This window comes from Metallibacterium sp. (assembly GCF_054637675.1).
The window spans coordinates 33,349-56,412 of sequence record NZ_JBTSRB010000017.1 but is presented as its reverse complement, the minus strand read 5'-3'; the positions used below and the strand labels follow the sequence as shown (position 1 = coordinate 56,412).

Below are 23,064 nucleotides of genomic sequence, written 5' to 3'. Positions count from 1 at the left end.
GCGCCTTCATGCCGAAGTACCACTGCTGGCCTTTCCTGGTCTGATGCATCTCGGCATCACGCGCGTGATCCCGGTTCTTGGTCGAGGACGGCGCGTGGATGATCGTGGCATCCACGATCGTGCCGGACCGCAGCAGCAAGCCTGCGGCATATGGTGCGGTTTGGCTTATGTACCTCCCATCCGACAGGTCCGCGCTGCAGACCGACTCGATCTCTCGGTCGCGGTTACAGCTCGGCGTCTCACCGTGACAGTCGGCGTGGTGGTGAATGATGCCGTGATCGATGTCGAGAACTCCGTGAAGCACGACTGATAGACAACCGCGCATTCAAGGATCAGATCAACCTTCCATGTTGGTGGTAGGGTGCGATGACGCGCAGCTTGGGGGTACCCGCTCTGGATCGCACCGCGACACCCGCCTATTTCGGTTTGCCGCCCATGTCGATCGGCTTGCCGTTGGACAGGAAGGTCAGGTAGCTCACCAAATCGTTCAGTTTCTGGCTGCCGTAGGCTGGCGGCTTGCCGCCGAGTCCGCCGGCAATGCACCCGCGGATCTGGTCTTCGAGGGTGATGACCTTGCCGAATTTCGGACTGAAACGGGGGAAAATGGCGGCGGCATTGCTCAGGCTCGGAATCTTGCTGCCATTGGCGAGTTGGCCCGCGATCTTGCCGCCGCCCGAGTGGCAGCTCTGGCAAGTCATGCCCCTGCCGCCGAAGGTATCGGTCGTGAAGAGGTGACTGCCGCTTTCGATCGCTGCGTGCAGCGGGTCCGGCCCCTTGGCCCAGGCAGCGGGCGCGCACAGCCCAAGCACCAGGACTCCTGCGAGCAGGCGGGTACAGGAGGCGATTGGCTTCTTTGCGTTCATGTCGAGTGTCCTCTGATCAATGGCTAAGCGCATCGGATGGGGCTGTCGGCAAACAGCCTGTCGTGGAAAGCATGGCCCTCACGCCGGCTTGCGGTGCACGGCAACCCACGCCGCGAAGGCATCGAGAAACTTCGCCTGTTGCCGAGCCATCGACGTGGCTGATCAGAACGAGCAAACCGATCAGGTTGATGCGCTTGCCGGGGTTGATGCACTTGCCGGCCACGCGGCGGATCCGCTGGTTTGCTGATTGACCAGATCCAGTTGTGCCTTGGCTGCACTGGCCGCCTGATCATGTACTGCGTTGGCATTCTGCTTGCACATACTCTGCGTAGCGGCGGACTGCATGCCGCACTTTGCGAGGGCGACCCTCAGATCACCATCGATTCGGGCCATTGCGACGTTGTAGTCGGCCTTGGCCTGCTGCTTGGACTGTTTCACGGCAGCCTTGTTGACCTCGTTATTCGCGGACGACTGGGCGTTCGCGACTTTCGCGTTCGCATCCTGCTGTGCAGTTGCAAGATTGCGATTGGCAGCGTCGACCGACGGCTGTGCGTTCTGTGCGGCCTTCGCCACATTCGCCGCACGATCGCGCGCTGCCTGATTCACGTCGCTTTGGGGGGTCTTGCTGCATGCTGCAAGCGCGACCACCAAACCGGCAACGATCAGCTTCGATGTCATGTTCATGAAAATGCTGCCTCTGAAAGATGAATCTTCGGATCGGACAGAAGTCACGGCTGAATATCAGAATCAGCAACCACTGCCCGCATTTGCCCTGCCTGTTCCGCTTCGATCGTCGCGCAGCGTCATGCTCGATTGCATGATTGCGCGGAGAGCATGAAGAAGCTTACGCGCAATATTTCCGCAACTATGTACGTCAGCGCACACAAATAGGCCCATGTTCAACGCGTATACTTAATCCATGAGGCGCAGCCGGCATTGGGGCCAATGACTATCGTTTTCCGGGATCCCCGCCGGCGGGCGCTGGCTGACACGACCGGCACCGGTCAGCGTGCCGGATCGGGCTTGGCGCGTGCTGTCGCGGCCTTGCCTTGGCGGCGACTGAGGCTCGGTCGCACGGGAACTGTTGTGGTGCCGGGCGGACGTAACGCCACGGGCGCCGAACGGGTTTGATGTCGATGTCAGCCATCTCGATTGCCGCTGCGGCGCCGGCCCGTCTGGCCGAGCACTACCAGCGCGTCCGCACGCAGACGGTGCACCTGTGTCGCACGCTGCAGCCCGAGGACACGGTCGTGCAATCCATGCCCGACGCCAGTCCCAGCAAGTGGCATCTCGGGCACACCACCTGGTTTTTCGAGCAGTTCGTGCTGGGACACGACACGGCCTATCGGCCGCTGCACCCGTCCTGGCGATTCCTGTTCAACTCCTACTACCAGTCCGTCGGGCCGATGCATGGACGTGCAGCGCGCGGCCTGCTCTCGCGCCCGACCTGGGCGGAGGTGCTCGCCTACCGGGCGCGCATCGACGAGCGCATGCAGGCGCTGCTGGCGCGCAACGACGATTCCGAGTTGCGCGACCGGGTCGTTCTGGGCCTGCAGCATGAACAGCAGCACCAGGAGTTGCTGCTGACCGACATCAAGCACCTGTTTTCGCTCAACCCCGAGGAGCCCGTCTACGATGCGGCACTGCCGAAACCGCCGGCGGGTACCGCAACCGAGATGGCCTACGTGCGCGGCCGCGAAGGCCGCGTCGAAATCGGCCACAGCGGTGCCGGTTTTGCATACGACAACGAACTGCCGCGACATAGCCAGTGGCTGCATCCGCATGCGCTGGCCGTGCGTCCGGTGAGCAACGCCGAATACCGTGAATTCATCCGCGACGGCGGCTACCGCACGCCGACACTGTGGCTGGCGGAGGGGTGGACCAGTGTGCAGGAGCGCGGCTGGCAGCATCCGTTGTACTGGGCGCACGACTTGCAGAGCGAGCTCACCCTGGGCGGTCGGCGCGAGCTCGATCCGCATGCGCCGGTGTGCCACGTCAGCTATTACGAGGCCGATGCCTTCGCGCGCTGGTCCGGTGCGCGACTGCCCACCGAGGCCGAGTGGGAAAGCATGGCCGCGGAACAAGGCTCGCCCGACGGCAATTTCCAGGAATCGGGTTGGCTGCATCCGCGCGCGGATGCCGAGGGTGTCGGCATGCGGCAGTTGTTCGGCGACGTCTGGGAATGGACGTCCAGCGCGTATCTCGGCTATCCCGGTTTCCGCGCGTCGCCGGGAGCGCTGGGCGAGTACAATGGCAAGTTCATGTGCGAGCAGTGGGTGCTGCGCGGCGGCTCCTGCGCCACACCCAGCGATCACATCCGGGCCAGCTATCGCAACTTCTTCCATCCTGCCGATCGCTGGCAGTTCATGGGCCTGCGCCTGGGGCGGGAGACATGAGCGCGTCGATGCCGCGCATCCGTATCCTGGACCAGCGACCGGAAACGGACGCGATTCTCGACGAGGTGTGTCACGGACTGCGGCAGCGACCCAGGCGTCTGCCTTCCAAGTACTTTTACGACGCGGCAGGTTCGGCGCTGTTCGAGCGCATCTGTGCGCAGCCCGAGTACTACCTCACCCGCAGCGAACTGGCGATCATGCGTGAACATGTCGCGGCGATGGCGGCCTGCCTCGGCCTTGATGTTCTGCTGATCGAATACGGCAGCGGCAGCGGACAGAAAACGCGCCATCTGCTGCACGCTCTGGACAGCCCGGTGGCCTACGTGCCGGTGGATATCGCACCCGCGGCGCTTTCGGCCAGCGGGGCGGCCATGGCGCTGGAGTTCCCCGATCTCGAGATCCTGCCGATCTGCGCCGACTTCACGACGCGGGTGACGCTGCCGAGCACGCGTCGGCCCGCTCGACGCAGGGCGGTGTATTTTCCCGGTTCGACCCTGGGCAATTTCGATGCGCGCGGTTCGGTACGGCTGCTGCGGCAGATACGCGAAGTCGTTGGCAGCGCGGGCGCGGCGCTGATCGGCATCGACTTGCAGAAGGACCGCGCTGCGCTCGAGGCCGCGTACAACGATGTCGCGGGCATCACCGCCGCCTTCACCCTGAACATGCTCGCGCGCTTCAACCGCGAACTCGGCGCCGATTTCGATCTTGCCCGATTCCGGCATCGGGCGATCTACAACAGTCTGGCCGGACGCATCGAAACCTTCATCGTCAGCCGCACCGCCCAGGATGTGCACATCGGCGGCGAGTGCTTCCACTTCGCGGCCGACGAGGCGATGCTGGTCGAGTACAGCTGCAAGTACACCGCGGAAGAATTTGCCCGCCTCGCCACCATGGCCGGGCTGCGGGTCGAACGCTGCTGGACCGATGCCGCGCAGCGCTTCAGCGTGCAGTATCTGGCGCCGATGCCCTAGCGACTCGCTGCCGTGGATCGGCCGCCGCTTCGCTCACGGCAACATGGATTCGATATCCGAGGCCGCGCTCGGGTAGGCGAAGGTCGCATGCTTGATGGAGGCGGCGGTCAGTCCGCTGCGCATCGCGAAGCCGAACAGGTTGATCACTTCACCGGCCTCCGGACCAAGCAGATGCGCGCCGAGAATGCGCTCGCTGCCTTCTTCCACCAACACCTTGAAGGCGTAGCAGGGTTCATTGACGCGGCGCGCAGTATACCAGTCGGCTACGCTCTGATACTTGACGCGAAAGCGCAGGCCCTGCGCGCGCGCCTCCGCTTCCAGCAGACCCACGCGCGCCAGCGGCGGCAATGTGAATACGGTGCTCGGAATGCCGGTGTAGTCGACGCCAGCCCGCTTGCCTTCGAGCAGGTTGGCGACCACGGCATGGGCCTGCAGCCCGGCAACCGGGGTCAATGGCAGCGGCCCTCCGGCCGCGTCGCCGGCGGCGTAGATCGCCGCGTTGGACACACTGCGAAAGGTTTCATCGAGTGTGAGCCGGCCACGATCATGGGCGATGCCGGCGGCGGCGAGATCCAGTGCGGCCAGCGCCGGAACCCGCCCCGCACTGTGCACCGCGAGATCGGTCTCGAGCGTGACAGTCGTCTTCGGTCCACGGACCTCGACCGCAAAGCCGCTGCCGCTCTTGCGTACGGCTTTGACCTCATGATCGAGGCGGATATCCACGCCCAGCGCACGGGTGCGCTCCACGAGCATGGCGACCAGATCCGGATCGAAGCCCGCCAACGGATGTTTGCCGCGATGCAGGATCGTGACCTTCGCGCCCGCGCGCGCGGCGATGTGCGCGAATTCAAAACCGATGTAACCCCCGCCGACCAGCAGCAGGCGCTTCGGCAGGTGCTCCAGGGCCAGAAAATCGTCGCTCACGGCCAGATGCTCCGCGCCGTCGATCGGCAGCCTGACCGGCTCCGCGCCAGCGGCGATGACCAGATGCCGGCCTTGCAGTTCTGCATGACCCTCCACCATGACCATGTCAGGCCCGGTGAAACGGGCGCGGCCGTGGAAGGCATCGATACCCGATCGGGAGTAGGCCTGTTCGCGCTTGTCCGGCACCGGGTCGGTGAAGGAACGCTTGAAACGCTGCAGCGCCGGCCAGTCGATATGCGCATCGCCATGGATGACGCCCTTCTCACCCATGCGGCGGACGCCGTCCATCACCTCGGCCGCCGCCACCAGCACCTTCTTCGGGTCACAGCCGCGCAACGCGCAGGTACCGCCGAACGGCCGGTGATCGATCAGCGCCACCGTCCAGCCGGCCTTGCGGCAGCCCATGGCGACCACCGTCGCGGCGGTGCCGGAGCCGATCACGATCAGATCGTAGGAACGGTTTGACATGCAGGTCTCCTGCGAAGCATCCGCTGTCGGCGCAGGTTGCGTCGACAGCGCGGGACGATGACTGCGCCGGCGTCCTCACGCTCGCATGCACCTCGTGCGGATCAAGCGCTGCGAATGCCTGATTCAGGCCATTGTCAGCGACGCTGCAGATGGACGCGACCGCGATGCCATGGCCATGGCCATGGCGAGCGGGCACATCGAACCCGCGCGTCAGCGCATCATGCGCAGATGCGCGCACGGCCTCTGTGCGGAGGTGCACACAGCGCACCTTGACGCGCCGCCGTCTGAGGTGGGAGCTCGAACGGCTTCGATCGACGCAACCGGGCGTCGAACAACTTTCATGGCATTTGCGACATCACGCTAGGGAATGTCCGAATAAGTTCAGACCTTCCGCAGGCCAAGGATGGCTTGCCGCGCGTAGCCGAATCCGGGCCTGCGCCGGACTCGGCGCCCTCTGACAAGTCCACGATGGACTTGTTGCTAGAGCTGCGACGTGATCGGAACCACGACAACCTCGGCCACCCTCTGCTTCCAGGATCGATTCCGCCAACGCTGAATGGTGTAGGGCGTCGACAACTTGAGATCCTGTTCGAAGACCGCAGTCATCTGTCGCGCGAATTTCGAGTCATAGACATTCAGGCTGGCTTCGTCGTTGAGCTCGAACGAGCGCATGTCGAAATTGGTCGAGCCCACGGACACCAGGTGCTGATCGAAGATCAGCATCTTGCAGTGGAGCATGGTGGGTTCGTATTCATGGACCTCCACGCCGCAATCGAGCAGGGGCCCCCATGCGCGCTTGGACGCGATGCGCACCGCTTCGGAATCGATGTGCGGGCCGGGCAGCAGGATGCGTATCCGCACACCACGCGCACGCGCCCTGATGAGCTCCTCGCTCATCAGCATATCGGGAACGAAATAGGCGGACTCGATGTCGATCGTTTGCTCGGCGGCGGTGATCGCGGTCAGATACATCAGGCGCATGCTCGCGCTGCCGCCCGCAGGAGAGCTCGTGAACAGGTGCATTTCCTGCTCACCGCGGGCGGTCAATGCGGGGAAGTAGGCGTCGCCGTGCAGAACGCTGCCCGTGGTCTTGATCCAGTTGTCCAGGAAGGCTGCCTGCATTTGCGCGACGACGGGCCCTTCTACCCGAAAATGCATATCGCGCCAGTGCTTCGGGTCCTGCGCGTGGCCGGTCCATTGATCGGCGATGCCCACGCCGCCGGTGAAGCCCGTCGTTCCGTCGACGATCAGCACCTTGCGATGCGTGCGATTGTTCATTTTTCCAAGGCTGTACCAACGCAGCGCGTGATAGCGTTCGACCTCGATCTCTGAGTCCATCATTTTGCCGAGGAGCTGCGATTCCATCTTTTTGCTGCCCAGCCAGTCCAGCATCACGTGCGTCTTGATTCCTGCGCGCGCTCGCTCGATCAGCGCATCGGCGAACTGCTCGCCGATGGTCCCCGACCAATAGATGTACGTCTCGAAGGTGATCGTCCGCTGTGCCCGGCGAATGGCCTCCAGCATCGCTGGAAAGATTTCGTCTCCGTTCTGCAGGGTCGTGATCCGGTTGCCCGCCACGATGGCGGGTCCGAGCAACGCACCCATCTCTCGTTTCAACTGGGGATCGGCAATGCCATAAAGGTGCTTCACTCTGTGCTGGATCTTTTTTTCCGGCGTATGCAAATTCATCGCCACGACGACGACGAACAGGGTCACCAGCACCGTGGCGGCAACGATCAAGATGGGCATTCCTTCCACCATCGTTTGAGATTGGTGCGATGAGCATGCGCCTTCCGGACACCGTGTTCACAAACTCCGGGGCTTGCGCATGACCACTGGGCCGAGGCGCTGCAATTCCTCTCCGCTTGGGTACGACAGGGCGCCCTGGTATCCGTTGAGACCGCGTCCACGACCACATGCGGGGGACTGCAACCACCTTGAAATCCACTTGTTTCCATAGCCCATGACCGGGTCGACAAGCGATGGGCCATGAGTTCTTACGCAGCGGGATGGCTTGCCACGATCCGCTGGATGTCGTCTTGCGCTCCGTGCCGATCTGTTGCATCGACGACCGTGGCACCACCGAGGCAACACGAAGGTGCGGCGCCGTCGCCGCGATCATCACGAGTTTGCACTCGGGGACTGCGCTGCGCTGCCGGCTCCAACAGAATGCCGCCGCCCGTCAGGCCCGCGACGGGACGGCGAGAACAGTCTGCATCGGCATGCGCAGCCGTGTCGTGCATGGTGGATGCACCATCACACGGTACGGTGCTCCCGACGATCGCCATTCGGAGATCCACGGCGCGCGCCTCGCAGCACGGATTGATGGAATGGCTAGCTATGTACGCCAGCGCACGCAGAACGGCATGCCGCCACACGTACACTTCGCATCTTCCGCTTGCGTGACACTCGCGCGCTCCGCCTTCATCGCGAACGCTTAATCCGGGTTGATTATCGCCAGACACACACTTCGCAAACGCCTAGGAGCTGTATGTATATTGTGGGACTCGGTACGGCGCTTCCGGAGCAGCGTTACACCAAGGCGGACTGCTGGAAAGCGTTCGAGGCTTCGCCCTGGTTTGCGAGGCTTGATCGCCGAGCTCGCATGATTGCCGAAAGGGTGCTGCTGCACGACAACGGCATCGACGCACGCCGACTGGCGGTGGATTCTCTGCAGGACGTTTTTGCGATCGATCCCGATACGCTCCATGCGCGTTTCCTCGCCAACGCACCCGCGCTGGCCACACGCGCCGCCAGGCGCGCGCTGGACGATGCCGGCATTCTCGCGACGGATATCGACAGCGTGATCGTAAGCACCTGCACGGGCTATCTTTGCCCGGGCCTTTCCGGTTACGTGATCGAAACGCTTGGACTGCGCCCGGATGTCCAGGCGCTGGATCTGGTCGGACAGGGTTGTGGCGCAGCCCTCCCCAATCTGCGCATGGCCGATGCGCTGCTTGCGTCCGGCCGTTGTGCGCGGGTCTTGTCCGTTTGCGTCGAGGTCTGCAGCGCCGCGATGTATCTGGACAACGACCCGGGCGTGCTGATCAGTGCATGCCTCTTCGGCGACGGGGCTGGCGCGGCGGTGTTGTCGGTGCAACCGCACCCGGACAAACGCCGAATCCACTGGAAGGCCGCGGCGTCGCTGGTCTGTCCCGCCGAACGCGACGCACTGCGATTCGAGCAGCGCGGAGGGCTGCTGCGCAATGTCCTCACCCTGGCGGTACCGAAGATAGCCGCAACCCGCGCGCAACAGGTGCTCGATGGGGTCCTCGCTGCAGAAGGATTGCGACAATCGGACATCACGGGCTGGATTTGGCACGCCGGCGGGCGTGACGTACTGGCCGCCCTGCGCGACCAGATCGGCTTGGCGCTCGAGGATTTGCGATACAGCGCCACGGTGCTGCGCGAATTCGGCAATCTGAGCAGCGCATTTGTGTACTTTGTGATGCAGATGGCGTTGACCGAGGAAGCTCCCGGCGGTCACTGGTGGCTGGCTTCATTCGGTGCGGGCTTCAGCAGTCACGGTGCACTTCTGGAAGTGGAATGACCTGCCGCGATCCGGGCCCGCGACGATATGGTGACACATGATCGAGCTGCGCCAGGTGCATGCCGAATGGCTGGACTCGCTCGCACCGGGCGATCCGCTGGCAATCGGCTCGCGCAGGGATATACGCCGCATCAATCGACTGATCGCGACCCATGCGCTGCTGCGCGCACCGCTCGACCGGATCCTGTGCGGCGCGACCAGCATCCGGATTGTGGATCTGGGCGCCGGCGACGGACTGACGCTGTTGCAACTGGCCCGTCATCAGGGCCGCAACTGGCCCAGGGTCAGGCTCGAGTTGCTCGACATGCAGCCGGTGGTCAGCGCCCGGACACTGGCGAATTACCGTGATCTCGGCTGGGACGTCGAGGTCATTCGTGCTGACGTGTTCGACTGGCTTGCCCGGCCCGCATCGGGCGCAGCGCCCGTGATCGTCGCGAATCTCTTCATGCACCATTTCGAAGGCGAGCGGCTGCGTGCGCTGGTGCAGGGAATCGCGGCACGCACAAGCGCTTTCTTGTGTTGCGAACCACGTCGCTCGCGGACCGCACTGGCATTCAGTCGGTTGCTCGGTGTGATCGGATGCAACGAGATCACGCGGCATGACGCGATGGTGAGCGTGCGGGCGGGCTTCAATGCGCAGGAGCTCTCGGCCCTGTGGCCGGAGCCGGATGCCTGGATTTTGCGAGAGTGCGCGGCCGGCCTGTTCAGCCATCGATTCCTGGCCGAGGCGAAACGGCCTTGAACGAGTTCTCACGCCGAAAAACCGATTACGACGCCATCATTGTCGGCGCAGGGCCCGCGGGGTCGACCGCGGCAATCCTGCTGGCGCAGGCAGGCTGGTCTGTCGCTGTCATCGAAAAAAGCACCTTCCCCCGCCGCAAGGTCTGCGGGGAATGCATCGCAGCGACGAATCTGTCCCTGCTCGATCGGCTCGGCATCGGGCAGCAGTTCGATGATCTGGCAGGGCCGGAACTCCGCAGCGTCGGATTGTTCGCCGGTGCAGCCATGCTGATCGCGAGTTCGCGCCCTCGCACCACTGCGATGCTGGTTGCCTGGGTGCGGCGGTGGCCGGGAATACTCACCATGAGCGCCTGGCTGGGCGCGATGGTGCATCAGGCCGTGAAGACCGATGGCAGGAGCCCACTGGCGGCAGCGTGCCCGCGATCCCATTGATCCGGGCCGCCAACCCCGTGCGCGAGATCGGTGGCGCCGGCCACGCAAGTTGCTCGCGCATCGCATCGAACGCGGCGCGCCACATCTTCAATGTACGTTGGCGTACCGAGTCCATGGTTCGTAGCGCGTATCTTGATGTCTGCATCAAGCGCCCGGCGGATGAAGCCTTCGCTTGAACGCATGCGCGATGTCGCCCGTTTCGATCTCGCAACCGGGGATGCGGCTGGCTTTACCTGGCCATGTCGCGGCGACATTCGCTGCATGTGAACAAGCGCGTATTGCATGCGGCTCCGATTCCTGCGACGCAAGCACGATCGACGCCAGCGGTCTCAACGGTGGCTGGCACGAGATTCTATGGCCGTCCAATCGCATCAATGCTCTGGGGCAAAACATGAACAACGACATCATCAAGGGCAAGTGGGCGCAGATGCACGGCAAACTCAAGGAGCAGTGGAACAAGCTCACCGACGACGATGTAAACCTGCTCGATGGTCATCGCGAATATTTGGTGGGCAAGGTGCAGGAGCGCTATGGCATCGCCAAGGACTCTGCACGCATGGTTCGCCGCTGAGGCGCACGCCAGTCCTGCGCCTTCGGGGTGCGAGCCATGAGCGCAGCGCCGGATCCCGAGGATATCGGACCCACCGCCGAACATCCGACGCGCAACCGCTTGCTGGCCGGAATCCTCGCATTGCTCGTGCTGTACACCTGTGCCGTGGCCGCGGTCCTGATCGTGCCGTTGCTGCTGGCGATCTTGCTCAGCCTGATGCTTGCGCCTGCGGTGCGCCTGCTGTGCCGTTGGCACATGCCGCGGGTGCTGGCCGCCTTGCTGGTCCTGCTTTGCGCGCTCGTGGTGACCGGATCGCTGCTGGCAAGTCTGGTCGCCCCAGCGCGCGTGTGGATGGCGCAGTTGCCGAAATCGATCGGCCGCATCGAGCTGGCACTGAGCGATCTGCGCCGGCCGTTGTCGGCGGCAAGCCATGCCGGCGAGCAGATCGCCAGGCTCGGCACCATTGGCGGTGCAAGCAAGTCACGGCAAGTCGTGGACACTGGGCCGAGCCGCGTCACGCAGATGCTGAGCGCGACGCCCGCCGTGCTCGTCAGCATGGTCGCAACCCTGTTTCTGGTCTTCATCTTCCTGCTGCACGGCGACGCCTTGTTGCGCAAGTTCGTCGAACTGGCGCCGGCGCTGCGCATGAAAAAGGACATCGTGATCGCCACGCGCAGTGCCCAGCACGAACTGTCGAGGTACATCATCACCATCGCCGCAATCAACACCGTGCTCGGCCTGCTCACCGCCGCGGCGCTATGGTATTTGGGTGTGGACGATCCGCTGCTCTGGGGCGGCGTCGTTGCCATTCTCAATTTCGCGCCCTTCGTGGGGCCGATGCTGGCGGTGATGTTGCTCATCGTGGTCGGCTTTTCACGCTTCGCGACGCCATGGGCCGCACTCAGCGTGCCCGGTGTGTTCCTGGTGCTGCATTTGCTCGAGGGGCAGCTGGTGACGCCCTTGATCGTCGGGCGTCGGCTGGCGCTCGATCCGGTGATGGTGTTCCTCGCGCTCATGCTGTTCGGCTGGCTGTGGGGCGTAACCGGTTTGCTGCTGGCCATGCCGCTGCTGACCTGCGTGAGGATCGTCGCCGAGCGCGTGCCGGCGTGGAGCGCACTGGCGAAAGTGCTGGGGGCCTGAGCATCACGGCCGATGCGGCGCGTGCCCCGCCCGTGCAGCCATCCGTCGCAAGTGGAGACGGAAAGGTCGGCCCGAAAAGAGCAGGGGACTTTATGGCATCCGTTCGGTGTTCTGAACTGTCGCGGCATCAACCCCATGGCAACCGGTAAATGCAGCGCGAGCTTCCCTGCCCGCGCACCTGCAAGGCTGCGCCGCGGACCGCATGCAAGTATGTACGCCACCGTACATAGCGACGAATGCGCGGGGACAAGCCTGACCGCGCGCCTAGAACCGCATCAATTCCAGCCCGGGTCCGCGCCATTCGAACCCCGCGGAAACGCCATCTTATGTGCGATACAGCACGGAAAGTGACGACGCCACCGCGATACCGTGCAGGCAGCGTCGCCTGTCAGCGTTCCGCGAAGCAGTGACGCGACTCCATGGCCACTCGCGTTATGCGCGTGTCGTTGCGAGTCAGCAACCAGACTGACAAGCGTCTTGGCGAATGACAAAAGGAGCAATGGCGTGCGCCAACGCCCGGCCCCCCCAACGGTCGCGCACAGCCCGTTCACCTTACAAGGGACAACAAACATGAATTTGCACCTGAGTATCGACCCACTGGTTTCGCTGATCGCTGGCATTCTCGTCCTGATCTTGATTGTCATCGGATTGACCGGGCTGTTGGGCACGGGAGCGACTCATCTATCGCCGTGAGTATTGATCGAATTTGATCGTTCGGACTGCCGACTCAACGGCAGTGCGGGGGCTGCAGTGCAGCGTGAAATGCAAACCATCATTCGAGGAGAATTGAAATGTTGGGCCTGATACTGCTGATTGTTCTGATAGTGCTCTTGATCGGCGCGATTCCAAGCTGGCCGCACAGCAGAGGGTGGGGTTATGCACCCAGTGGAGGTTTGGGCATCGTCTTGATCATCGTGATCGTGCTGCTGTTCATGGGCCGCATATGAAGGCGCTTGACCAGATGCCGGGAAACGACCACCGGTCCGCCGCACGCCTCCTCGTGCCGCAACGCTCCGCCGTGCGGCGACCTTGATCGCCGTCGCTCATCGTTTCTCCAGTGACGCGCTTTCAGCAATGACCAGCACAGCGAGCGACCCGTTGGCGGCGCGGCGTATCGCGAATGAGTGGGACACCCCCGCCACTGCGCCTGATTCGGCAAATCCTCCGCCATGCCACCGGGAAGCGCGCGATATCGACCCCGCAAGCGAACAGCGGCCGCGCGGCGAGTGGTCACGTGCCATGGCGCTTCAGATCAGGCGTGGCGTCGATGACTGCTCAGACGTGCTGTTGACGCTGGCCATGCAATTGCGCCTGATCCCGTCGGGACAGACACCCCCGGGGACGCGTGAGCAATCCCTGACTGTGGCGCGTCTGGCCGAGTCCAGTGTAATCGCCTGCGCAGCCCAATTGCAGAAATCGGTGGCGCTACTGGATGAGGAGATTCGCCTCGCCAATCGCCTCGAGCTTGAACTGCAGGAGGTGCGTGGCGAACTGCAGCAGGCGCGTCAGCAACTTCTGGAAAGCCAAGTCCACGAGGAGCGGGCACGGCACAAGGCGTTCCACGACACCCTGACCGGACTGCCGAATCGCTTCTCTTTCGAGGAGTGCTCCAGCCGCGCTTTGGCTCAGCATCGACCGCTGGCGCGGGAATTCGGTTTGATGTACCTCGACCTCGACGGATTCAAGTCCATCAATGACCTGCATGGGCATGCGGTCGGCGACGAACTGCTCAAGGTGATCGGTTCGAGACTCACCCATGCCGTGCGCACGCGGGATTCGATCAGCCGCCATGGCGGCGACGAGTTCCTGTGCCTGCTACTGGATGTTCAAAGCGAGCAACAGGTCGCGTCGATCGCCCGCAAGCTCATCGACACCGTGTCTGCGCCTTGCCAGATTGGGTTCCTCACGCTCTGCGTGAGGCCGAGCATCGGCATCGCTCTCTATCCCAGAGATGGGAGCACCGTCGAAGCATTGCTCGAAAGTGCGGACAAGGCCATGTTCTGGGCCAAGCGACATCGGCTGGGCCATGCCCTTTTCAGGCATGTCCCGTCCAGACAGGATTCCTGCAGCAGATCTGGCCAGGATCTGGCTGCGTCGCCTGCGATCAAACAGCTATCGTTGCCGGGAGCAGGCGACCGCATTCCTTCCTGATTACCACGGCATAGCTCGCAGGAGTGCTCTTCGAGTGCCTGACGGTCGAGCACCGTGATGTGGCCACACGCATACTGCTGCGAGGCCACCACCGCAGTGATCGTCACAAGCGTGGACTCGCCCGCAAAGAGTACGTCTGGGTCCCGGGCGCCATGCAAGGGGGTGCCGCGAGAGCCGTCCCCGTGCAACCGCGCGCCCGGCGATAGCAGGGTTGATGCAACGTGCGCTTGGGTACAGACCACAGACGCATTCAACCGCAAACTTGGTGTGCTCGGGCCTGACCGAGCAGCTTTCACTCCAGCAAGATCGAAACCGGGCGAAGTTGATATTTCTTCTTGCGCCGAAAGCTGGATCCCAGCCGGCAATCCGGAGAGTCCGATGTCAACCAAGCAGCATGTTGTCTTGACCAATCAATTGCTCGACGGCCTGCCGACCCGGGAACGTGACCGCTTCCTCGCCGATTGCACCTTGGTCGATCTGGTTCTGGGCAGCGTCCTCCACGAGCAGGGTGATCGCATTCGCCACGTCTATTTTCCGATCGAGAGCTTCATCTCCATCCTGGCCTGCGTTGATGGGCACTCCACGCTGGAAGTCAGCATGGTCGGCAGTGAAGGCATGTATGGGCATTCACTGATCCTGGGCAGCAACATCGCGCCGTTGCGCGCGTTGACGCAGGGCGCGGGTGCGACCTGGCGCATGAAGGCCATGACCTTCCGTGACCGACTGGATGACATGCCGGCGCTGCGTCCGCTGTTGCACCGCTACCTGATCGTCCTTCTCAGTCAGATGGCACAGACTTCCGCGTGCACGCGATTTCATGTCGTCGAGAAGCGGCTCGCGCGATGGCTGCTGATGAGCCAGGACCGCGCGCATGCGGATTCGTTCGATGTGACGCAGGAGTTTCTGGCATTCATGCTCGGAGTACGTCGCGTCGGCGTCACCAAGGCCGCTGGCCTCCTGCAGTTGCGCAAGCTGATTCGCTACAAGCGCGGCAAGGTCACGATCCTCAATCGTCAACGCCTCGAGGCCGCCGCGTGCTCCTGCTATCAATCCGATCTCGAGACCTACCAGCACGAGATGCGGTGCTGACGCCGCGATGAGTAACGCGCGTGTTGGCGCTGACCGCGACTTTTCAAGCGCCCGGCATCGGCGCGATCCTCGCCGTGCAACTGCTCCATGCCGCGACATGGTGTACGCGCGTTCGCACACCGACTTGTGCCGCGAACCGCGCTATCGACAGCCGCGCAAGGGACGATCATGACGCGGTCGAGGAGCCGCTTTCGGGATTGAAGTGGCCGTATGGATGGCCAAACTGGATCGATGGAACATGCTGGGCGCGCGCATCACGTTCAGGTCGACGATTGACACTCTCGACGGCTTGTTCGGGGTTCCTCCGAGCAGGGGGATGACGGCCAGCGCGAGCGCGCGATCGAGAATGCGGGAAACCGGCGGCGAAGCATGGCGGGCCATGGGGAAAGGCTCGGTAGATTGGTGTTGTGTAGTCCTGATACACCGCAGCGTTTCGTCACATGGACCGGAAATCATGCGCCGCCCCGGCACGCGGTTGCACGCGTGCATCGCAAGAAAATGACTCTGCGGCAATTGACCCCGGCGCCTGTCAATAACTAAACTCACCAGTGCAATTGCCGCGACTGCCCCGACGCGGCCCAGGAGTTCCTGCATGAAACTCACCACTGCGCGTCTTGCCGCGCCACTGGTCGTCATCGTTCTGCTTGCCGCCTGCAGCAAGGCACCTGCCCCGACCCCAGCGCCGCCGCAGGTGGATGTGATCACCGCCAAGGCAGTCGATCTGCCCATCGTGCGCACCATGGTCGGGCGTCTCGCGCCGACGCTGACCGCGCAGGTCAATGCGCGCGTCACCGGCAATGTGCTGAGCAAGGATTACAAGGAAGGTGGCGAGGTCAAGGCCGGCCAATTGCTGTTCCAGATCGATCCGGCGCCGCTCAAGGCCGCGCTCGATGCGCAACTCGCCGCGCTGGCCCAGGCGCGTGCCAGCGCCACCAACGCGCAGCTGATCGCCGAGCGCGACAAGACACTGGTGGGCCGCGGCCTGATCGCCAGGCAGACCTATGACACCGACGCCGCCACGGCACGCACCACGGCCGCCGCGGTACAGCAGGCCGCGGCCAACGTCGAGGCCGCGCGGCTCAATCTGTCCTATGCCCACGTCACCGCGCCCATCAGCGGCCGCGCCGGCATCGCCAACGTCACCGTTGGCGCGCTGGTCAGCGCCACCTCGGCCACGCCGATGACCACGATCGAGCGTCTCGATCCGATCTATGTCTTGTTCAGCGCCCCCTATGCGCAGGTCGCGCCATTGCAGCAGGCCGAGGCCTCCGGCGCGTTCAAGGCACCCGGCACGGCGCCCAGCGTGCGCATCATCCTGCCTGATGGCAGTACCTATGCCGATACCGGCAGGCTCGATTTCACCGACATGGCGGTCGACCCGCAGACCGGCGCGGTGCAGTTGCGTGCGATCTTCCCCAACCCGCAGCGCCTGCTGCTGCCAGGCCTGTTCGTTACCGTCAAGCTCAGCGCCGGCGTGATGAAGAATGTGTTCCTGATTCCGCAAGCAGCGGTGCAGCGCGACCCGCAGGGTGCTTACGTGTTCGTGGTGGGTGCCGGCAACAAGGTCGAGCAGAAGCAGCTCACGCTGGGCGAGATGCACGGCACCGACTGGGTGGTAACCCACGGCCTGGCCAATGGGGACCGCGTGATCGTCAACGGCGTGCAGAAAGTGCATCCCGGCGCGATCGCCGAGGTGGCGCCGCCGCAAGCCGGGGCCGCGCCCGGCGCGGCGCGCTGAGGAGCCCACGTCATGCCCAAATTTTTCATCGATCGCCCGGTCTTCGCCTGGGTGATCGCCATCCTGATTTGCCTCGCGGGCGTCGCCTCGATCCTGCGTCTGCCCATCGAGGACTATCCCAACATCGCGCCGCCCAGCGTGGTGATCAGCGCCAGCTATCCGGGCGCCAGCGCGCAGGTGGTGCAGCAGTCGGTCACGCAGGTGATCGAGCAACAGCTCACCGGCCTGGACCACCTGCTGTATTTCAGCTCCAGTTCCAGCGACAACGGCAGCGCCAGCATCACCGTCACGTTCCAGAACGGCACCAACCTCGACATCGCAGCGGTGCAGGTGCAAAACCGCGTGGCCGTGGCCGAGCCGCAACTGCCCTCACAAGTGCAAGCACTGGGCGTGCAGGTGAACAAGGCCAATGCCGGTTTTCTCGAAGTCGTGGCGCTGCGCTCGACCAATCCCAACATCAATACCTACGCGCTCAACAATTTGCTCGCCTCGCAGGTGCTGGATCCGATCGAGCGCATCCCCGGCATCGGCAGCGCCAGACAGTTCGGTTCCGAATACGCGATGCGCATCTGGCTGAACCCGCTCAAGCTGCAGGGTTACGGATTGTCCGCCACGGACGTGCTCAACGCCGTCGCAGGCCAGAACATCCAGACCGCCGCCGGTTCGCTGGGCGCTGCGCCCGCCGTGCCGGGGCAGGCGCTGACGGTCACGGTCAACGGCGCGAGCCGCTTCAGCACGCCGCAGCAGTTCGAGAACATCATCCTGCGCACCAACAGCAACGGCACCACGGTGCGCCTGAAGGACGTCGCGCGTGTCGAGCTGGCGCCCTACAGCTACGGCTTCATGAGCCTGTACAACGGCAAGCCCGTGGCCGGCATGGGCCTGCAACTGCTGCCCGGCGCCAACGCTTTGAACGTAGCCAAGGCGGTGCGCGCCAAGATGGACCAGTTGCAGCAGAGTTTCCCGCAGGGTGTCACCTGGTTCACGCCGTACGACAGCACGACCTTCGTCAAGGTTTCGATTGACGAAGTGGTGAAAACGCTGTTCGAGGCGATGCTGCTGGTGTTTCTGGTGATCTACCTGTTCCTGCAGAACCTGCGCGCCACGCTGATTCCTTCGCTGGTGGTGCCGGTGGCGCTGCTGGGCACTTTTGCCGGGCTGTATGTCGCCGGGTTCTCGATCAACATCCTCACCTTGTTCGCGATGGTGCTGGCCATCGGCCTGGTGGTGGATGACGCCATCGTGGTGGTGGAGAACGTCGAGCGGCATATTTCCGAGGAAGGCCTTGCGCCGCGCGAGGCCACCCTCATCGCCATGGAGCAGATCACCGGCGCGATCGTGGCCATTACCCTGGTGCTGGCCGCGGTGTTCATTCCTGCGGGCTTGCTGTCCGGCAGCGTGGGCGTGATTTACCGCCAGTTCTCGCTGACCATCGCCATCGCCATGCTGCTCTCGGCATTCATGGCGCTGAGCTTCACGCCGGCCCTGTGCGCCAGCATCATCAAACCCAACCAGCATGAAAACCGCATGCTGGGCTGGTTCAATCGATTGTTCGCGCGTACCCAGCGCGGCTACATGACGCGCATGCGTCACTCCGTACGCCATACGCCACGGTGGATGCTGCTTTACCTGGTGCTGATCCTGGGGGCGGCGTGGCTGTTCACGCGTCTGCCCTCGAGCTTCCTGCCTGAGGAGGATCAGGGTTATGCGCTGGCCATCGTGCAGTTGCCGCCCGGCGCCACGATTGATCGCACCATCGGCGTGATGGGTCAGATCAAGAACATCGTGATCAAGAATCCGGCGGTGACCGGCATGATGGAAATCGCCGGCTTCAGCTTTGTCGGCTCGGGTGAGAACACCGGCATGGGCTTCATCCGCCTCAAGCCGTGGAGCGAACGCACCAAGCCCGATGAGCAGATCGGCCCGTTCATGGCCTGGGCCAATCATGCGCTCAGCGGCATCAAGGGCGCGCAGATCTTCGTGGTGAATCTGCCCACCATCCGCGGCCTCAGCCAGTTCGGTGGCTTCGACATGGAGCTGGAGGATCGCGCCGGTCTCGGCCATGACAAGCTGATGCAGGCCATGGCCACGCTGCTGGCCAAGGCCCATCGGGATCCCGCGGTCACCGGGGTGCGGCCCAACATGCTGCCGCCGGCGCCGCAGTTGCAGATAAGCGTCGACCGCGTGCAGGCCGCCTCGATGGGCTTGTCGGTCGGCGGCGTCTATACGGCTCTGCAGTTGATGCTGGCACCCGTGTTCGTCAACGATTTCAACTACCAGGGTCGCGTGCTGCGCGTGCTGATGGAAGCCGATGCGCCGTTCCGCATGGGTCCGCAGAATCTCGATGATTTCTATACCGCCAGCAGCACCGGCGCCATGGTGCCGCTATCCACGGTGGTGCACACCAAGTGGACGATGGGCTCGCCCACGCTGACACGCTACAACGGCTACGGCTCGATCGAAATCGTCGGCAATGCCGCGCCCGGCTACAGCTCCGGCCAAGCCATGACCGCCATGCAGAACATCGTCAATCACGACCTGCCAAAAGGCATCGGCTATGAGTGGACCGGGCAGTCCTATCAGGAGATTCTGTCCGGGCAGCAGGCGCCGATCCTCTACGCGCTGTCGATGATCGTGGTGTTTCTGGCGCTGGCGGCGTTGTACGAGAGCTGGTCGATTCCCATCGCCGTGCTGCTGGTGGTGCCCATGGGCGTGCTGGGTTCCTTGCTGCTGACATGGCTGCGTGGCTTGCCGGACGACATCTACTTCAAGGTGGGATTGATCGCGATCATCGGCCTCTCGGCCAAGAACGCGATTCTGATCATCCAGTTCGCGCACGAGTTGCAGCAAAAGGGCATGGGCCTGATCGCGGCCACGCTGGAAGCCGCGCGATTGCGCCTGCGCCCGATCCTGATGACCTCGATCGCCTTCATCCTCGGCGTGCTGCCACTGGCGATCAGCAGCGGCGCTGGCGCCAACAGCCGCCACTCGATCGGCACCGGCGTGATCGGCGGCATGCTCGGCGCCACGGTGATCGGCCTGTTGCTGATTCCGGTGTTCTACGTGGTCGTGCGCCGCCTCACCGGCGACCAGAGCGACGGTACCGAGGTCAGTGGCGACGACGTGATCCGTCCGTTCGACTGAGCAGCACCGCGCAATGAGCATCAGGCGGGTCCGGCTTGGGTCCGCTGTGTCCGCGATCCACGGCCCATGCCGCGATCTGCAACCGGCGGGCATGCCAAGCGGCGAGGCATTTCGTTACCGCAATCGTCGTGGACTGGCTTGGCTTGGATGACCGGCTGCACGCGCTTTCCCCTCGCCCGTCGGGACAATCCGTATCGGGCTTGCCGAAGGACAGCGTGCAGTGCCGGATTGGCGCTGGCACAGCACTTGCTCACCGTTCGCCACGCACGCTTGGCAAGTGCTGCGCGAATGAGCGATTTCGGCCCCCGATGACCAGCGACAAGCCCCTCGTCGCCGGGTCTCTCGCCCGCGTCCATCATTCGTACTGATCGAGCCCATTAATAAACCGGACTGTGCCTATTCGATATTTGCTTATATACATTCGCGACCCCTCTCGCGGAATCCGCGCAATGTCCAGCACGCAGCACGAGCATATCGATCCGGTCGAGGACGTGATCGAGCACATCCTCCCGGCCGACGACATCGAGCTCACCGCGCCCGAGCCATTGGCACCGCATCCGCTGGTCGCGCTGCTGCCCGGTCTCGGCCTGGTATTCGTGATGGCGCTGATCGCATGGTGGCTGGGACATCTGGCGCCGCTGGTCGGCGGCCCGGTGATCGGCATCGTGCTCGGCATCATCGTGCGCAACCTGCGCGCGCCCGGCGCCGTGTTTCACTCTGGCATACGCTTCGCCGCGCGCCAGGTGCTGCAGTGGTCGGTGGTGGTGCTGGGCTTCGGCCTCAGCCTGGGCACGGTGGCCCACACCGGGGTAGCGTCGCTGTCGGTCACGCTGGTGACGATGACCGCCGCGTTCCTCACCGCGTGGGGCTTGGGCAAGCTGCTCCGCGTCTCTGGCAATCTGAAAATCCTGATCGGCGTGGGCACCGCGATTTGCGGCGGTTCGGCCATCGCCGCGGTCACGCCGATCGTGCGCGCCGACGAGCACGAAACCGCGTTCGCCATTTCCACGATCTTCCTGTTCAACCTGGTCGCGGTACTGCTGTTTCCGGCGCTGGGGCACTTGATGCACCTGTCGAATTTCGGCTTCGGCATGTGGGCTGGCACCGCGATCAACGACACGTCATCCGTAGTGGCCGCGGCCTACAGCTATTCGCATGCGGCCGGCAATTACGCGACCATCGTCAAGCTGACACGCTCCACGCTGATCATCCCGGTATGTCTGGTGCTGGCCGTGGTCGAGGCCTGGCGCCAGAAGCAAAGCGGCGCGCAGGGTTTCAATCTGGCGCGCATTTTCCCGTGGTTCATCGTGTGGTTTCTAGTGGCGTCCGGCGTCCGCACGGCGGGGCTGATCCCCAACGACTGGCAGCCGTACGTGGCCGAACTGGCGACCTTCATGATCGTCATGGCGCTGACCTCGATTGGCTTGTCCGCCGATCTGCGCCGCATGGCCGCCACCGGCGCGCGCCCGATCCTGCTGGGCACCGGCGTATGGGCCGCGGTGGCCATCAGCAGCCTGATCGTGCAGCGCGCGCTGGGCCAGATCTGATCTCGCGCCGCGGCGAAACTGGCACGCGCGCAGCGCATGGGAAAACCTTGCGCGCGCCGCCAATCGACCGGGAACGCCGGCCCCGAATCAGATCAGGATTTCGCGCCGCACACTCAGCGCAAGCCGGTTTCGTTGCGCGCGATCACCAGGCGCTGGATCTCACTGGTACCCTCGTAGATCTCGGTGATCTTGGCGTCGCGGAAGTAGCGCTCCAGCGGCATCTCCTTCGAGTAGCCCATGCCGCCATGCACCTGCACGGCCTGGTGGGTGATCCACATCGCCGCCTCGGACGCGGTCAACTTGGCCACCGCGGCCTCGGTGCTGAAGCGCCCGCCCGCGGCGCCCTTCTCGGTCTGCTGCTTGGCGAACGCCGCGCGCAGCGTCAGCCAGTAGGCGGCCTCGAGTTTGCACTTCATGTCCGCGATCTTGGCCTGGATCATCTGGAAGCTGCCGATCGCCTGACCAAACGCCTTGCGTTCGCGCGCGTAGCTCAGCGTGGCCTCGTAGGCGGCACGCGCCAGGCCCACCGCCTGCGAGGCGATGCCGATGCGCCCGGCATCCAGCACGCCCATGGCGATCTTGAAACCGTGGCCTTCCTCGCCGATCACATCCGCGGCCGGCACGCGGTAATCCTCAAACTCGATCTCGCAGGTGGCCGAGGCGCGGATGCCCAGCTTGGGCTCGGTCTTGCCGCGATGGAAACCCTCGCGCGCGGTGTCGATCATGAACGCAGTCACGCCGCGCGCGCCCTTGTCTGGATCGGTCATCGCGAACAGCAGAATGTACCTGGCCACCGGACCCGAGGTGATCCAGCTTTTCTTGCCGTTGATGACGAAGCCGCCATCGACCTGCTTCACCGCGCGACAGCGCATGGCGGTGGCGTCCGAGCCCGACTGCGGCTCGGTCAGCGCGAAGGCGCCGATGGCCTGTCCACTGGCGATGGGCGTCACGTACTGATGCTTTTGCGCTTCGGTGGCGAACTTCAGCAAGCCGTTGCAGTACAGCGTGTTGTTGACCGACATGATGGTGGAATGCGCGCAGTCGGCGGCGGCGATCTCGATCATGGCCAGCACGTAGGAGATCGAATCCATGCCGGCGCCGCCATACTGTTCCGGCACCTCGATGCCCATCAGCCCGAGTTGCCCCATCTCGCGGATGTTGTCCAGCGGAAATTCGCCCTTCTGGTCCAGTTCCGCGGCCACTGGCGCGATGCGTTTCTGCGCGAAATCGCGCGCCATGGACTGGATCGAGAGCTGGTCGTCGGTAAAGCGAAAATCCATGGGAGCCTCCGGAGTGCGCTGCCGCGCGCGGCAAACCAGCGTTTGAAAAGCGAAATTGTAGCGCCTGCCGTCACGGTGCA

20 protein-coding genes and 1 pseudogene are annotated in these 23,064 nt (G+C 63.9%); 15 read left to right on the top strand and 6 right to left on the bottom strand.

The features are described 5' to 3' along the window. The 3 genes and pseudogenes from ACYDAT_RS07580 to ACYDAT_RS07570 all read right to left on the bottom strand — a co-directional run. Nucleotides 1-142, bottom strand: a pseudogene (locus ACYDAT_RS07580) (IS5/IS1182 family transposase); the annotation flags it as partial. Between the two features lie 274 nt (nucleotides 143-416). Continuing rightward, complete coding sequence (locus tag ACYDAT_RS07575; RefSeq protein ID WP_461438781.1) at nucleotides 417-863, bottom strand: c-type cytochrome; 447 nt, start codon at nucleotides 861-863, stop codon at nucleotides 417-419. A gap of 180 nt (nucleotides 864-1,043) precedes the next feature. Beyond that, on the bottom strand, nucleotides 1,044-1,547 hold the full coding sequence (locus ACYDAT_RS07570) for a hypothetical protein (protein WP_461449369.1): 504 nt from the start codon (nucleotides 1,545-1,547) through the stop codon (nucleotides 1,044-1,046). Between ACYDAT_RS07570 and ACYDAT_RS07565 the strand changes: the two genes are divergently transcribed. The 3 genes from ACYDAT_RS07565 (at nucleotide 1,546) to egtD (ending at nucleotide 4,230) form a co-directional block, all read left to right on the top strand. Continuing rightward, nucleotides 1,546-1,701: a hypothetical protein gene (locus tag ACYDAT_RS07565; protein ID WP_461449367.1), complete on the top strand. Its 156-nt coding sequence runs from the start codon at nucleotides 1,546-1,548 to the stop codon at nucleotides 1,699-1,701. The two genes, ACYDAT_RS07570 and ACYDAT_RS07565, sit on opposite strands and share 2 nt — an antisense overlap. 298 nt (nucleotides 1,702-1,999) lie before the next feature. Next, nucleotides 2,000-3,259 carry an ergothioneine biosynthesis protein EgtB gene (egtB, locus tag ACYDAT_RS07560; RefSeq protein WP_461449377.1) on the top strand — a complete coding sequence of 420 codons (1,260 nt, stop codon included), beginning with the start codon at nucleotides 2,000-2,002 and terminating at the stop codon, nucleotides 3,257-3,259. An 8-nt stretch (nucleotides 3,260-3,267) separates the two neighbouring features. Beyond that, nucleotides 3,268-4,230 carry an L-histidine N(alpha)-methyltransferase gene (gene egtD / locus ACYDAT_RS07555; protein ID WP_461449365.1) on the top strand — a complete coding sequence of 321 codons (963 nt, stop codon included), beginning with the start codon at nucleotides 3,268-3,270 and terminating at the stop codon, nucleotides 4,228-4,230. Between the two features lie 33 nt (nucleotides 4,231-4,263). Here the strand turns inward: egtD and ACYDAT_RS07550 are convergent, their stop codons facing one another. Both ACYDAT_RS07550 and ACYDAT_RS07545 read right to left on the bottom strand, forming a co-directional pair. Further along, nucleotides 4,264-5,622, bottom strand: a complete 1,359-nt coding sequence (locus ACYDAT_RS07550) for a dihydrolipoyl dehydrogenase family protein (RefSeq protein ID WP_461449363.1) — start codon at nucleotides 5,620-5,622, stop codon at nucleotides 4,264-4,266. Nucleotides 5,623-6,102: 480 nt separating this feature from the next. After that, nucleotides 6,103-7,311 carry a phospholipase D-like domain-containing protein gene (locus ACYDAT_RS07545; protein ID WP_461449375.1) on the bottom strand — a complete coding sequence of 403 codons (1,209 nt, stop codon included), beginning with the start codon at nucleotides 7,309-7,311 and terminating at the stop codon, nucleotides 6,103-6,105. Nucleotides 7,312-8,122: 811 nt separating this feature from the next. On the opposite strand from ACYDAT_RS07545, the gene ACYDAT_RS07540 reads away from it, so the two are divergent. The 12 genes from ACYDAT_RS07540 (at nucleotide 8,123) to ACYDAT_RS07485 (ending at nucleotide 21,704) form a co-directional block, all read left to right on the top strand. Continuing rightward, a complete protein-coding gene (locus ACYDAT_RS07540; RefSeq protein ID WP_461449361.1) occupies nucleotides 8,123-9,172 on the top strand; it encodes a 3-oxoacyl-[acyl-carrier-protein] synthase III C-terminal domain-containing protein in 1,050 nt (349 codons plus the stop codon). 37 nt (nucleotides 9,173-9,209) lie between these two features. Beyond that, a complete protein-coding gene (locus ACYDAT_RS07535) occupies nucleotides 9,210-9,914 on the top strand; it encodes a methyltransferase domain-containing protein (protein ID WP_461449359.1) in 705 nt (234 codons plus the stop codon). Further along, complete coding sequence (locus ACYDAT_RS07530) at nucleotides 9,911-10,345, top strand: FAD-dependent oxidoreductase (protein ID WP_461449357.1); 435 nt, start codon at nucleotides 9,911-9,913, stop codon at nucleotides 10,343-10,345. Before ACYDAT_RS07535 ends, ACYDAT_RS07530 begins: the two co-directional genes overlap by 4 nt. 187 nt (nucleotides 10,346-10,532) lie before the next feature. After that, nucleotides 10,533-10,916 (top strand): CsbD family protein, encoded by a 384-nt coding sequence (locus ACYDAT_RS07525; RefSeq protein WP_461449355.1) that lies wholly within the window; start codon nucleotides 10,533-10,535, stop codon nucleotides 10,914-10,916. Between the two features lie 36 nt (nucleotides 10,917-10,952). After that, nucleotides 10,953-12,035: an AI-2E family transporter gene (locus tag ACYDAT_RS07520; RefSeq protein ID WP_461449353.1), complete on the top strand. Its 1,083-nt coding sequence runs from the start codon at nucleotides 10,953-10,955 to the stop codon at nucleotides 12,033-12,035. Between the two features lie 570 nt (nucleotides 12,036-12,605). Continuing rightward, nucleotides 12,606-12,728 carry a DUF3096 domain-containing protein gene (locus tag ACYDAT_RS07515; protein WP_461449351.1) on the top strand — a complete coding sequence of 41 codons (123 nt, stop codon included), beginning with the start codon at nucleotides 12,606-12,608 and terminating at the stop codon, nucleotides 12,726-12,728. A 98-nt stretch (nucleotides 12,729-12,826) separates the two neighbouring features. Next, nucleotides 12,827-12,982 (top strand): DUF3309 family protein, encoded by a 156-nt coding sequence (locus tag ACYDAT_RS07510; protein WP_461449349.1) that lies wholly within the window; start codon nucleotides 12,827-12,829, stop codon nucleotides 12,980-12,982. Between the two features lie 82 nt (nucleotides 12,983-13,064). Beyond that, nucleotides 13,065-14,186: a diguanylate cyclase domain-containing protein gene (locus ACYDAT_RS07505; protein ID WP_461449347.1), complete on the top strand. Its 1,122-nt coding sequence runs from the start codon at nucleotides 13,065-13,067 to the stop codon at nucleotides 14,184-14,186. A gap of 267 nt (nucleotides 14,187-14,453) precedes the next feature. Further along, nucleotides 14,454-15,275 carry a Crp/Fnr family transcriptional regulator gene (locus ACYDAT_RS07500; protein ID WP_461449345.1) on the top strand — a complete coding sequence of 274 codons (822 nt, stop codon included), beginning with the start codon at nucleotides 14,454-14,456 and terminating at the stop codon, nucleotides 15,273-15,275. A gap of 592 nt (nucleotides 15,276-15,867) precedes the next feature. Continuing rightward, complete coding sequence (locus ACYDAT_RS07495) at nucleotides 15,868-17,013, top strand: efflux RND transporter periplasmic adaptor subunit (RefSeq protein WP_461449343.1); 1,146 nt, start codon at nucleotides 15,868-15,870, stop codon at nucleotides 17,011-17,013. Nucleotides 17,014-17,025: 12 nt separating this feature from the next. Then, entirely contained in the window at nucleotides 17,026-20,157 is a 3,132-nt protein-coding gene (locus ACYDAT_RS07490) for a multidrug efflux RND transporter permease subunit (RefSeq protein WP_461449341.1), read from the top strand. A 449-nt stretch (nucleotides 20,158-20,606) separates the two neighbouring features. Then, a complete protein-coding gene (locus ACYDAT_RS07485) occupies nucleotides 20,607-21,704 on the top strand; it encodes a YeiH family protein (RefSeq protein WP_461440420.1) in 1,098 nt (365 codons plus the stop codon). Nucleotides 21,705-21,817: 113 nt separating this feature from the next. Here ACYDAT_RS07485 and ACYDAT_RS07480 read toward each other — a convergent pair whose 3' ends face one another. Further along, nucleotides 21,818-22,984, bottom strand: a complete 1,167-nt coding sequence (locus ACYDAT_RS07480) for an acyl-CoA dehydrogenase family protein (RefSeq protein WP_461449339.1) — start codon at nucleotides 22,982-22,984, stop codon at nucleotides 21,818-21,820. Between the last annotated feature and the right edge of the window lie 80 nt (nucleotides 22,985-23,064).

What these genes read in the sequence shown, in the direction of transcription:
- ACYDAT_RS07545 (WP_461449375.1), bottom strand. Translation starts at nt 7,311, where the DNA reads ATGAATTTGCATACGCCGGAAAAAAAGATCCAGCACAGAGTGAAGCAC.
- egtB (WP_461449377.1), top strand. Translation starts at nt 2,000, where the DNA reads ATGTCAGCCATCTCGATTGCCGCTGCGGCGCCGGCCCGTCTGGCCGAG.
- ACYDAT_RS07525 (WP_461449355.1), top strand. Translation starts at nt 10,533, where the DNA reads ATGTCGCCCGTTTCGATCTCGCAACCGGGGATGCGGCTGGCTTTACCT.
- ACYDAT_RS07520 (WP_461449353.1), top strand. Translation starts at nt 10,953, where the DNA reads ATGAGCGCAGCGCCGGATCCCGAGGATATCGGACCCACCGCCGAACAT.
- ACYDAT_RS07565 (WP_461449367.1), top strand. Translation starts at nt 1,546, where the DNA reads ATGAAAATGCTGCCTCTGAAAGATGAATCTTCGGATCGGACAGAAGTC.
- ACYDAT_RS07495 (WP_461449343.1), top strand. Translation starts at nt 15,868, where the DNA reads ATGAAACTCACCACTGCGCGTCTTGCCGCGCCACTGGTCGTCATCGTT.
- ACYDAT_RS07485 (WP_461440420.1), top strand. Translation starts at nt 20,607, where the DNA reads ATGTCCAGCACGCAGCACGAGCATATCGATCCGGTCGAGGACGTGATC.
- ACYDAT_RS07575 (WP_461438781.1), bottom strand. Translation starts at nt 863, where the DNA reads ATGAACGCAAAGAAGCCAATCGCCTCCTGTACCCGCCTGCTCGCAGGA.
- ACYDAT_RS07570 (WP_461449369.1), bottom strand. Translation starts at nt 1,547, where the DNA reads ATGAACATGACATCGAAGCTGATCGTTGCCGGTTTGGTGGTCGCGCTT.
- ACYDAT_RS07550 (WP_461449363.1), bottom strand. Translation starts at nt 5,622, where the DNA reads ATGTCAAACCGTTCCTACGATCTGATCGTGATCGGCTCCGGCACCGCC.
- ACYDAT_RS07535 (WP_461449359.1), top strand. Translation starts at nt 9,210, where the DNA reads ATGATCGAGCTGCGCCAGGTGCATGCCGAATGGCTGGACTCGCTCGCA.
- ACYDAT_RS07490 (WP_461449341.1), top strand. Translation starts at nt 17,026, where the DNA reads ATGCCCAAATTTTTCATCGATCGCCCGGTCTTCGCCTGGGTGATCGCC.
- ACYDAT_RS07510 (WP_461449349.1), top strand. Translation starts at nt 12,827, where the DNA reads ATGTTGGGCCTGATACTGCTGATTGTTCTGATAGTGCTCTTGATCGGC.
- ACYDAT_RS07515 (WP_461449351.1), top strand. Translation starts at nt 12,606, where the DNA reads ATGAATTTGCACCTGAGTATCGACCCACTGGTTTCGCTGATCGCTGGC.
- ACYDAT_RS07480 (WP_461449339.1), bottom strand. Translation starts at nt 22,984, where the DNA reads ATGGATTTTCGCTTTACCGACGACCAGCTCTCGATCCAGTCCATGGCG.
- egtD (WP_461449365.1), top strand. Translation starts at nt 3,268, where the DNA reads ATGCCGCGCATCCGTATCCTGGACCAGCGACCGGAAACGGACGCGATT.